The sequence below is a fragment of the Sandarakinorhabdus sp. genome (assembly GCF_031430775.1).
GTDB lineage: Bacteria > Pseudomonadota > Alphaproteobacteria > Sphingomonadales > Sphingomonadaceae > Sandarakinorhabdus.
The window spans coordinates 1-9,933 of the sequence record NZ_JANPCD010000067.1 but is presented as its reverse complement, the minus strand read 5'-3'; the positions used below and the strand labels follow the sequence as shown (position 1 = coordinate 9,933).

Genomic DNA, 9,933 nt, shown 5'->3' with positions numbered 1-9,933 from the left:
CACAGGCCGCCGCCCGTGGCGGCGAACCAATATTCATTGGGCCGCGCCACGCTGCCCATGGCCGAGATCGAGCGCCCGCCGCGGGCCGGACCGATGTTGCGCCACTTGAGACCACCAAAATAGGCCTCCACGCCGGTCGGTGCCTGTGACGGTGCCGCTGCCTTAGCCGGCTGCGCCGAACCCGAAGCTGCACCAAGCACCGCGACTCCTGCCACGCCAGCCAACCAATACGCCCGCATCGCCATTCCCCACAAATAGTTGGCAACTCAGTAGCAGGCTCGATGCAGGCAGCAACCAGTGATGGGGACCGGCGTCGCATTCGCAAGAATTGACCGAGTTGTAGCGTATGCTGATCGAACGGCTCCATGGCTTCGGTATCGGCGGGCCTGCACCGACGGCCCATTCGTTGAAACAGCGTTCGATGTTGGCAGTTGCGCTGCCTCGCGGCGCGGTATCGACCGCCGACCCCATGTGGCAGATGACGGCACCTCGCGGATCTTGCTTTTGTCCGCGCCACTTGGTCGGTTCGTCTTTTGGATCCAGACCGTCTTCTATTAACAGCCAATCGACAAATTTACTCGTAGTAGAAAGCTCATGTGGGGGATGAAATCATCGACATGCTATTGACATCCATCGCAGATGACTCCGCAGCAACTATTGCCAATCTGCGGTAATGGTGAGACATTACTGAAGCTTCTCGGGGAAAAATGGCCCATGATTGACGATACCACGGTAGAGCGGGCCTTGGCGGGCAAAGGCTTTTTGCCCGCCGACGGTGCGGTGCGAACGGCTGCGAATTTGATCGCGGCCGGGCGGCAGTGGCTTCAGCGCGATGCCCCGAAGTACAACCCGGCGTGGAGCGACGGCCGCGTCCGCCTCGCGCTTGACCAGCAGATCATGACCGAGGCCGGGATCGATGTCGGCGGGGTCGACGGGGTCGAGGGGGTGATGACCCAGTACGGCTGGGAGCAGTTCCAGAACAAGGAGCGCCGTGGGCGCGCCGCCGCCGGGCTGCCGCGCACGTCGCCCGCGTTCTGCAAGCAATCGGACGCCGCGAAGTTCTATGGTGCGCCCGGCACTAACCACACCACGATCACGCCGCCCTACCGGCTGTTTTACGGCGATTCGCCGGTGCGCTCGATGACGATCAACGCGAAATGCGCACAGAGCGCGTTGCGCGCGATGCAGGCGATCCTCGATCATTACGGCGCCGACCGCATTCACACGCTGGGGCTCGATCGCTACGGCGGCTGCTATAACAATCGCGTCATGCGTGGCGGCACCAAGCTTTCGATGCATGCCTATGCCTGCGCCATCGACTGGGACCCGGCGCGCAATCCGCTGCGCGCCGACCATCGCACGGCGGTCTTCGCGAAGCCCGAATACGCCGCGTTCCTCGATGCCTGGGAGGCGGAAGGGTGGACGTCGCTGGGCCGCGCGCGTGATTTCGACTGGATGCACGTTCAGGCGGCGGACCTTTGAAACGCGAAGGAGGCTTTCGCGTCTCTCAGCTGCTGCCGGTTCCATAAAACACCCCTCCTGCGTTTGGACAAGGGGGTATGGGTCTGGATCGCCTTGGACACAGGAGGCGCCAAAAAAATTTCCGTAACTACAGGGCTTTTTGTCTTGTCCTGGGCTGGAAGCCCTTGTGGCGGAGAGGGTGGGATTCGAACCCACGGTGAGCTTGCACCCACAACGGTTTTCGAGACCGTCCCATTCGACCACTCTGGCACCTCTCCGCAAACGAGGTTGCCACCCTGTTGAGGCTGGCTGAAAGATCGAAGGGGCGGGCTATAGCGGAGGGCGGGAACACTGCCAAGCCTTCATGCGTTATGCGGCCCTTCTCCTTGCGCAATCAGTCCCTATATTGTTCATGCCGTGATGGGCCAAAGGAGCAGATGCAAAGGACCAATGGGCATGTTCGAACGTTTCAAGACCCACAGGGCGCCAATCGAGATCCAGCAGGCCGAAGGCGAGGCATCGCCAGCGACCTTTGCGATCGGCGATGTCGTGCATCACCGGCTGTTCCCGTTTCGGGGTGTGATCTTTGACGTCGATCCGGTCTTTGCCAACACCGATGAATGGTGGGAGGCGATCCCGGAAACCATTCGGCCGCGCAAGAACCAGCCGTTTTATCATCTGTTCGCCGAAAACGACGAATCATCCTATGTCGCGTATGTCAGCCAGCAGAATCTGGTGCTCGAGCCTGACGGCGAGCCGGTTGGTCATCCTGCGGTGACGCAGCTGTTCAGCGGTTTCGAGCGCGGGCGATACCAGCTGCGTCCCGAAATCCGCAACTGACGCTCAGATACGAGTGGCGGCCGCGATTGCCGAGCGGCAGCCGGCCTTGATCAGCGATTCCATCACCGGAAAGGCACCGCCACCCGTATGTGCGGCGGCGGTTTCTCTATGGGCGACCTCGTCGGCCCGATAGTCGTCGATCATTGCAGCCAATTCGGGGTCGCGGCCATCGGCCAGGAGATCCGCCTGCTCGCCATAATGTTCGTCGATCACGGTTTCGACGGCTTCGGTGCAGGCCATGGCTGCCGTTGGCCCCAGAAGCGCTGTTGCTGCGCCCAGCGCATAGCCGGCGACATGCCAGAGCGGATGCAGCAGGGTCGGCCGCACGCCGCGCCGTGTCATCAGCGCATCCAGACCGTCCAGATGGCGTTTTTCCTGATGGGCCATGTGACGGATCTCGCCGACCATAGCATGCCGGCCGCCCATCACCGCCAACTGCCCGGCGTAAATGCGCGCTGCGCCATATTCGCCGGCTTGGTCGACACGCACCATGGCCACCGTCGACGCACGCTTGTCGCCTGGCAGATGCCTTATGGTCGTCTTGTCATCAGCCATGTTGCCAGCCCTCCGGTCGCGCTTGCAATGATTGCATTCCACCCTGCCATCGAAATGCCCAGCATGGACCATGCAATGGCGTCGCAGCGGACCAGCGGCTGTGACAGGATGTCAGCCATCATTGCGCCCAGGTCGCCGGCCACGGGCGTGGCAGCGCAGCGGGTGATGCCCTGCCACCAATGCTGCTCGACGCCGGCATGAAAGGCCGCAATGCCGGCATCGGCCAATAGCGCCAGGATTGTCAGCCACAGAAGCGCGCGTGCCTGGTGCAAGCCGGCAGCGGCAAGGCCCAGGCCCAGGGTCGCCACCAGTGCCCAGCGCTGCCAATGGCACATTTCGCACGGGGCCAACCCGCCAAGATACTGGAATGCCAGCGCGCCGCCGAGCAGCGCAGCGGGCACCGTCAGCAAAAGAGCGTTTGCCGCTGCATCAGAACGCATAGCGCACCACCACAAAGCCGCCGACGAACAAGGTGGTCGCTGCCAATGCCAGCGTATTGAAATAACGGTCGATCAGGTCCTGTGCCTGCGCTCCGAAGCGGCGCAGCACCAGCGCCACCAGGAAAAACCGCCCGCCGCGCCCCAGCACAGAGGCCAATAGCAGCGTTGGAATGGCCAGATGAATACTCCCTGCCGCAATGGTGGCGACCTTGTAGGGGATGGGCAGGAACGCAAAGGCCAGCATCCACAAGAAGCCGTGCGCCTTGATATCGGCAGCAAAGGCGACGAACCGGTCCTCATAGCCATAGAATTGCAGGAGCGGCACGCCGATGGTCTGATACAGCACCGAGCCGATCAGATAGCCCAGAAGTGCGCCCGCCACGGACGCGGCCGTCGAGACAGCGGCATAGCGCAAGGAGCGTTCCGGCCTGGCGATCGACATCGGAATCTGCATGATGTCAGGCGGCACGGGAAAAAACGAGCTGTCGGCAAAACTGATCCCGATCAGCCAGCGTTCGGCGCCCGGCAGCGCGGCCTTGGCAAGCGTCCAGTCATAAAGGCGGCGGAGCAAGGGCAGTTCCTTTGGCGCACAGCGCGCAAGACGTGGCCATGCACGCCGAACATGACAAGATCATGGTGAACAGCGTCAGCGCGCCGGCGTTTTCCCGGCAGCGGCAGTCAGAACGGGGGCGGGCGGCGCCAGGCGGGCGAGCAGGCGCGTCGCATAGTCGAGCTGGTAGTCGAGGATGCCCTTTTTCTTCAGCTCGTCAGCCGTGGCGGCAAAGCGCGGATCGGGCTTGCCGTCCTGCTCCACCAGTTTCTCGGTGCCGTCCTTGATTTCGTTGACCAGGTGTTTCTTGAGGTCGGCCTCGCGCAGGCGCGGGCGGTCCGATGCCCTGGTTTCGGTAAGTTGGGGCACCTGGATATCGGGTTCTATGCCGTTTTCCTGCACACTGCGTCCCGATGGCGTGAAATAGCGCGCGGTGGTCAGCCGCAGCGCCGTATCGCCAGGCAACGGAATGAGTGTCTGGACCGAGCCCTTGCCGAAACTGCGCTGGCCCAGCACGACGGCACGGCGATGATCCTGCAAGGCGCCGGCTACGATTTCTGCCGCCGAAGCCGACCCCTCGTCGACCAGCACGACCAGCGGCTTGCCGCCGGTCAAGTCGCCGGCATTGGCATAATAGGGCTGGATTTCCGCCTTGGTGCGCCCGCGCTGCGAAACGATTTCGCCGCGCTCGAGGAACACGTCCGACACTTCGATGGCCTGGTCGAGCAGGCCGCCCGGGTTGGAACGCAGATCTATGACATAGCCGGCGAGCTTGTCGCCCAGCTGCTTTTCGATAGATGCGACCGCATTGCGAGTGGCTTCGCCCGTCTGTTTGTTGAAAGTGGCGATGCGGATGATGCCGACCGTGCCGCGGGTTTCGAATTTCACCGGCTTTATCTGGATGACCTCGCGCTTCAGCGTGAATTCCAGCGGCTTTGCTTCGCCTTCACGCACCACCGTCAGCTTGATCGACGTGCCCGGAGCGCCGCGCATCTTATCGACAGCGTCGTTCAGTGACGTGCCATAGATCAGCTCGCCATCAAGGTTGGTGATATAGTCACCCGACTTGATGCCGGCGCGGGCCGCGGGCGTGTCATCGGTGGGGGCAACAACCTTGACTGCGCCGTCTTCGGTGGTGACGGTCAGGCCCAGGCCGCCATATTCGCCGTCGGTCTGCTGGCGCATCGTCTTGTAGTCGCGGATATCGAGGTATGAGCTGTGCGGGTCAAGACTGGCGAGCATGCCGTTGATGGCGCCTTCGATAAGCGCCTTGTCATCGGTCTTGTCGACATAATCGGCGCGCACCCGCTCGAATACGTCCATCAACGCATCAAGCTGCTTGTAGGTGTCGCTTTCGGCCGCTGCGTTGACGGCCGCCGCGCCAGGCACCAGCACCAGCGCCGCCACGGGCAGCAGGATTTTCCAATTGGCAGGCATAACCGTAACTTTCCGCAACTATGACCCCAGAATAGCAGATGAGGCGGCACTGGCTATCCCCCAACCGCCTAGCATATGCGGCTTGCCACGGGCTGAATGCCGCAGCTCTGCTCAATTCCTGTGATAGGGATGCCCGGTCAGGATGGTCGTCGCCCGGTACAATTGTTCAGCCAGCATGGCGCGCGCCAGCATGTGCGGCCAAGTCGCACGGCCCATGCAAAGCAGCAGGTCGGCGCTGGCCCGGGTGGCTGGATCATGGCCGTCGGCGGCGCCGATCAGGAAGCGCGTTTCGCGCACGCCCTCGTCGCGCCAAAGCCCCAGTTGCGCGGCCAGTGCCTGTGATGTCAGATCTGTGCCGGTTTCATCCAGCACGACCGTGCGGCCGCCGTCGCCCTTGGGCCAAGGGGCATTTTCGGCGATTTCCGTGACCGACAAGACGCCGCGCAGCCGCTTTGCGTAGCGGTCGACCAATTCGGCTTCGGGCGACTGGCCGATGCGGCCGCGCGCCACGATGACCAGTTTCACCCGTCTCAGCCAAGCTTGCGCGGATCGCCCAGCGCCGGATCGCGCGCTTCACGCAGGTTGCCCATGCGTGGCTCGCCCTTGTTCGGTGTGTCATCAAATGCCCACATGCGTTCGAGATTGTAGAAGCTGCGCACTTCGGGGCGGAAGATATGGACGATGATATCACCGCAATCGATCAGCACCCAATCGGCGGTGGGCAGGCCCTGGATTCGCGCCAGGCGGCCGAAATCGGACTTGACCCGGTCAGCGATCTTGGTGGCCATCGAGGCCACCTGCCGGCCGGACTTGCCGCTGGCGATGACCATGTAATCGGCGATGCTGGTCTTGCCGGCGAGCGGGATCGACACGGTTTCGACCGCCTGGTCGTCCTCAAGCGACTTGAGGATCATGGCGTGCAGTTCCTCGACGCGGTCGGTGGCCAGGTTGGTGTCCTGCAAGGGTTGTACGATCAACGGTGTATTCCTTTCCAGCGTCTGCTCCAGTCCGGGTCGGCGCGGCGGATGGCCGTAGCCGACTGGCCCGAACGGGGCAGATCGAGGGTGATTATCGCCGGCAGTGACAGCCGCGTCCAATGCGCTGCCTCGGCTGCCGGCCGGCAAAAACGTTTCAGCCAGACCATCGCCCGACTGCTGGCGTTATCATAACCCGGACGCGGCACAATTGCGATGGCGACCGTGCGCGCAAAGCGCCGCCAGTCGTGCCATCGGTGCAATTCCGGCAGAATATCAGCGCCCATGAGCCACACAAAGCGCGCGTCCGGGCTGCGGCGGCGCAGCGCACGCATCGTATCGGCAGCAAAACGTGTCCCCAGCGCCGATTCGATGCTGCTGGCGCGGATGCGGGGATGGCGCGCGGCGGCACGGGCGCTGGCGAGGCGGACAGCAAGCGGCGCCATGCCGGACGCAGATTTCAGCGGGTTCTGTGGACTGACCAGCCACCAGACTTCATCAAGCGCCAGGAGGCGCAGCGCCGCCAGGCTGATCTGACGGTGACCCGCATGGGCCGGATTGAACGACCCGCCCAGAATGCCGATGCGTCTCAGGACCGCACCTGCCCGTTGCCGCGCACCAGGGTCTTGTAGATGGTCAGTTCCTCGAGCGCGACCGGGCCACGCGCGTGCAGTCGCCCGGTGGCGATGCCGATTTCGGCACCAAAGCCAAACTCGCCGCCATCGGCAAACTGCGTCGAGGCGTTCCACAGCACGATGGCGCTATCGACGCCGGCTAGAAATGCTTCGGCGGCGGCAGTATTTTCAGCGACTATGGCGTCGGTATGGGCCGAGCCGTGCCGGGTGATATGCGCGATGGCGCCGGAAACACCGTCCACCACGGCAACCGAGGCGATGGCGTCGAGATATTCGGTGTCGAACGCCGCGTCGCCTGCCGGGGCGATTCGCGAATCAATGCGCATTGCGGCGGCATCGCCAACCAGCGCGCAACCAGCTTCGACGAGCGCCGCCACTGCCGCGCGGGCCAGGTCGGGCGCGGCATGTGCATCAATGAGCAGCGTTTCCATCGCGCCGCAGACGGCGGTGCGGCGCATCTTTGCATTGCGCACGATGCCCGCAGCCATCACGGCATTGGCCGATGCATCGACATAGACATGGTTGATGCCGTCCAGATGCGCGAGCACCGGCACCCGCGCCTGTTGCTGCACGTGCGCAATCAGGCCCTTGCCGCCGCGCGGGATGATGATGTCGATCAGCCCATGGGCGTTCAGCATGTCATCCACCAGCGTCCGGTCGCCCGGCGGCACCTGCTGCACGGCGGCGGCTGGCAGGCCGGCAGCGGCAAGGCCATCGGCGATGCATGCAAGCAGGGCGGCATTGGACAGGGCCGCTTCGCTGCCGCCCCGCAACAGACAGGCATTGCCGGCCATCAGGCACAAGGCGGCGGCATCGGCCGTGACGCCCGGCCGGCTTTCGTAGATGATACCGATGACGCCCAGCGGAACCCGAACGCGGGTGAAATCAAGCCCATTTGGTTGCTGCCAGTGCTTGATCACCGTGCCGACGGGATCTGGCAGGGCGGCGACGACATCCAGACCCTGCGCCATCGCCTGCACCCGCCCGGCATCGAGCGCCAGCCGGTCAAGCAGTGCCGGGGACAGCCCGGACGCGCGGGCGGCAGCCATGTCCTGCACATTGGCGGCGATGATATCCGCGCTGCGGACTCGAATTCGTGCCGCAGCGACGGTGATCGCATGGATTTTCTGCGCTGTGCTGGCACCGGCGAGTGCCGGCAGGGCAGCGCGTGCGGCGCGGGCCATGTCGTGAATGACACTCATGTGAGCACCAGATGATCGGCATGGACCATGGCGGCACGCGGGGCATGGCCAAGCACTGCGGTTTGCGCCTCGCCCCGCAGGCCCATGATCCGCCGCGCGTCATCGGCGTCATAGCCGGCAAGCCCGCGTCCGATGTTGCCGTCGGGACCATGCAGCGCCACGACATCGCCGCGCTTGAACCGGCCCTCGACGCCGCGCACGCCGGCTGCGAGCAGGCTGGCGCCGCGCCGCAGCGCTGTTTCGGCGCCGGCGTCGATAGTCAGCGTGCCGGCCACGGTCATCCGCCCGGCCAGCCAGGCCTTTTTGGCGCGGGTGCCGCGTGGCGCAAGGAACACCGTGCCATGGCCGCCGCCCATGAACTGTTTCAGCGGATGTAAGGCGCGGCCGTCGGAAATCGCCAGCGGGATGCCGGCCGTGCCAGCAATCTGTGCCGCGAGTAGCTTGGACGCCATGCCGCCCGAACCCATGCCTGACGCACTGGCGCCGCTCGCCATCGCCATGATCTCGGGGGTCAGCGCCTTGACCAACGGCACCCGTGACGCTTGGGGGTCGTTGGCCGGATTGGCGGTGTACAGGCCATCGACATCGGACAGCAGCAACACGCCGCTGGCGCCCGCAGCTTGTGCCGCGCGCGCCGCCAGCCGGTCATTGTCGCCAAAACGGATCTCGCTGGTCGCCACCGTGTCGTGTTCATTGAGCACCGGCACGGCGCCAAGACTGAGCAAGCGTCCCAACGTCGCCGCAACATTCAGATAGCGGCGGCGGTCTTCAAGATCGCCAAGTGTCAGCAGCACCTGCGCGCAGGTAAGGCCAGCAGCGCCAAGCAATGATTCCCACAGCGCCGACAGCGCCACCTGACCAACAGCGGCAGCGGCCTGTGCATCTTCAAGACTGGCTCGGCCACCTTTTTCAAGACCCAGGCGGCGCGCGCCAAGTGCGATGGCGCCCGACGATACGATAACGATTTCCTGGCCCGCCGCGCGTGCGGCGGCGACGTCGGCCACTACGCTGGCCAGCCAGTCACGGCGGACCTGTCCGGCACCATCGACAAGCAGCGACGAGCCGATCTTGACCACCAGCCGCGCACAGGCTGCCGGGGCAAACCTGGCCTCAGGGTTCAGAGCGGCGTCCATGTCCGCTGGTCCAAGGGCACGACCTGGTCTCGGCCAGCCAAAGTGATAAGCTGATCAAGTGCGGTATCGACACCAGCGCGGGTGGCCGCCGATAGCAGCAGCACAGGCCGGCCCGAAGCCGCCTCGAGCGCGCGTTTCTTGGCTGCCAGCGCTTGCGGGCTGACCAGGTCGCATTTGGACAGTGCCAGGATTTCCGGCTTGTCGGCAAGGCCGCCGCCATAGGCCTCGAGCTCGTCACGCACAGTTTGCCAGATCTGGGCCGGGCCGGGCTGGCTGGCATCGACCAGATGCAGCAGTACGCGGCAGCGTTCGACATGGCCCAGGAACCGGTCACCGATGCCGATACCGTCTGCGGCGCCGGCGATGAGACCGGGAATATCGGCCATCACCAGCTCGCGGCCCTTGTGGGCGACGACACCAAGCTGCGGTTTCAGGGTGGTGAAAGGATAGGCGCCGACCTTTGCAGCCGCGTTCGATACAGCGTTCAGGAAGGTGGACTTGCCGGCATTGGGCTGACCAAGCAGGCCAGCGTCGGCGATGAGTTTCAGCCGCAGCCACAGCCACATGTCGCGGCCCGGAAAGCCCGGTTGGAATTGGCGCGGGGCGCGGTTTGTGCTGCTCTTGTAATGGCTGTTGCCCTTGCCGCCATCGCCGCCCTTGAGCAGGATCGCGCGCTGGCCGACATGGGTGAAATCGAAGATCAGGG

13 protein-coding genes and 1 tRNA gene are annotated in these 9,933 nt (G+C 64.4%); 2 read left to right on the top strand and 12 right to left on the bottom strand.

The window, feature by feature from the left end:
- Nucleotides 1-245 (bottom strand): hypothetical protein (locus tag RMQ73_RS03615; protein ID WP_310496661.1); only part of this gene is annotated, 245 nt, incomplete at its 3' end.
- Between the two features lie 469 nt (nucleotides 246-714).
- Here RMQ73_RS03615 and RMQ73_RS03610 point away from each other — a divergent pair.
- Nucleotides 715-1,482, top strand: a complete 768-nt coding sequence (locus RMQ73_RS03610; RefSeq protein WP_310496660.1) for a hypothetical protein — start codon at nucleotides 715-717, stop codon at nucleotides 1,480-1,482.
- Nucleotides 1,483-1,649: 167 nt separating this feature from the next.
- Here the strand turns inward: RMQ73_RS03610 and RMQ73_RS03605 are convergent.
- Nucleotides 1,650-1,739: transfer RNA gene (locus RMQ73_RS03605), tRNA-Ser, on the bottom strand.
- Nucleotides 1,740-1,917: 178 nt separating this feature from the next.
- Here RMQ73_RS03605 and hspQ point away from each other — a divergent pair.
- A complete protein-coding gene (gene hspQ, locus RMQ73_RS03600) occupies nucleotides 1,918-2,301 on the top strand; it encodes a heat shock protein HspQ (protein WP_310496659.1) in 384 nt (127 codons plus the stop codon).
- Nucleotides 2,302-2,304: 3 nt separating this feature from the next.
- Here hspQ and RMQ73_RS03595 read toward each other — a convergent pair whose 3' ends face one another.
- The 10 genes from RMQ73_RS03595 to RMQ73_RS03550 all read right to left on the bottom strand — a co-directional run.
- Nucleotides 2,305-2,856 carry a demethoxyubiquinone hydroxylase family protein gene (locus tag RMQ73_RS03595; protein WP_310496658.1) on the bottom strand — a complete coding sequence of 184 codons (552 nt, stop codon included), beginning with the start codon at nucleotides 2,854-2,856 and terminating at the stop codon, nucleotides 2,305-2,307.
- Nucleotides 2,832-3,296 carry a disulfide bond formation protein B gene (locus RMQ73_RS03590; protein WP_310496656.1) on the bottom strand — a complete coding sequence of 155 codons (465 nt, stop codon included), beginning with the start codon at nucleotides 3,294-3,296 and terminating at the stop codon, nucleotides 2,832-2,834. Before RMQ73_RS03590 ends, RMQ73_RS03595 begins: the two co-directional genes overlap by 25 nt.
- Complete coding sequence (locus RMQ73_RS03585; RefSeq protein WP_310496655.1) at nucleotides 3,286-3,867, bottom strand: VTT domain-containing protein; 582 nt, start codon at nucleotides 3,865-3,867, stop codon at nucleotides 3,286-3,288. The genes RMQ73_RS03590 and RMQ73_RS03585 overlap by 11 nt, the downstream gene beginning before the upstream one ends.
- Nucleotides 3,868-3,942: 75 nt before the next feature.
- The gene (locus RMQ73_RS03580) at nucleotides 3,943-5,283 is read right to left on the bottom strand and encodes a S41 family peptidase (protein WP_310496654.1); all 1,341 of its coding nucleotides are present in this window, start codon (nucleotides 5,281-5,283) and stop codon (nucleotides 3,943-3,945) included.
- Nucleotides 5,284-5,394: 111 nt separating this feature from the next.
- A complete protein-coding gene (locus tag RMQ73_RS03575; protein ID WP_310496653.1) occupies nucleotides 5,395-5,808 on the bottom strand; it encodes a 23S rRNA (pseudouridine(1915)-N(3))-methyltransferase RlmH in 414 nt (137 codons plus the stop codon).
- Between the two features lie 5 nt (nucleotides 5,809-5,813).
- Complete coding sequence (gene rsfS / locus RMQ73_RS03570) at nucleotides 5,814-6,197, bottom strand: ribosome silencing factor (RefSeq protein ID WP_310496663.1); 384 nt, start codon at nucleotides 6,195-6,197, stop codon at nucleotides 5,814-5,816.
- A 59-nt stretch (nucleotides 6,198-6,256) separates the two neighbouring features.
- On the bottom strand, nucleotides 6,257-6,835 hold the full coding sequence (locus tag RMQ73_RS03565) for a nicotinate-nucleotide adenylyltransferase (protein WP_310496662.1): 579 nt from the start codon (nucleotides 6,833-6,835) through the stop codon (nucleotides 6,257-6,259).
- An 11-nt stretch (nucleotides 6,836-6,846) separates the two neighbouring features.
- Nucleotides 6,847-8,094, bottom strand: a complete 1,248-nt coding sequence (locus RMQ73_RS03560) for a glutamate-5-semialdehyde dehydrogenase (protein WP_310496652.1) — start codon at nucleotides 8,092-8,094, stop codon at nucleotides 6,847-6,849.
- Nucleotides 8,091-9,227: a glutamate 5-kinase gene (gene proB / locus RMQ73_RS03555; RefSeq protein WP_310496651.1), complete on the bottom strand. Its 1,137-nt coding sequence runs from the start codon at nucleotides 9,225-9,227 to the stop codon at nucleotides 8,091-8,093. The genes RMQ73_RS03560 and proB overlap by 4 nt, the downstream gene beginning before the upstream one ends.
- On the bottom strand, nucleotides 9,212-9,933 hold a 722-nt coding region (locus RMQ73_RS03550), incomplete at its 5' end, for a GTPase (RefSeq protein ID WP_310496650.1). The genes RMQ73_RS03550 and proB, both read right to left, overlap by 16 nt.

Excerpts from the sequence above, each read along its gene's own strand:
- proB (WP_310496651.1), bottom strand. The coding sequence starts at position 9,227 with ATGGACGCCGCTCTGAACCCTGAGGCCAGGTTTGCCCCGGCAGCCTGT.
- RMQ73_RS03560 (WP_310496652.1), bottom strand. The coding sequence starts at position 8,094 with ATGAGTGTCATTCACGACATGGCCCGCGCCGCACGCGCTGCCCTGCCG.
- RMQ73_RS03580 (WP_310496654.1), bottom strand. The coding sequence starts at position 5,283 with ATGCCTGCCAATTGGAAAATCCTGCTGCCCGTGGCGGCGCTGGTGCTG.
- hspQ (WP_310496659.1), top strand. The coding sequence starts at position 1,918 with ATGTTCGAACGTTTCAAGACCCACAGGGCGCCAATCGAGATCCAGCAG.
- RMQ73_RS03590 (WP_310496656.1), bottom strand. The coding sequence starts at position 3,296 with ATGCGTTCTGATGCAGCGGCAAACGCTCTTTTGCTGACGGTGCCCGCT.
- RMQ73_RS03610 (WP_310496660.1), top strand. The coding sequence starts at position 715 with ATGATTGACGATACCACGGTAGAGCGGGCCTTGGCGGGCAAAGGCTTT.
- rsfS (WP_310496663.1), bottom strand. The coding sequence starts at position 6,197 with ATGATCCTCAAGTCGCTTGAGGACGACCAGGCGGTCGAAACCGTGTCG.
- RMQ73_RS03595 (WP_310496658.1), bottom strand. The coding sequence starts at position 2,856 with ATGGCTGATGACAAGACGACCATAAGGCATCTGCCAGGCGACAAGCGT.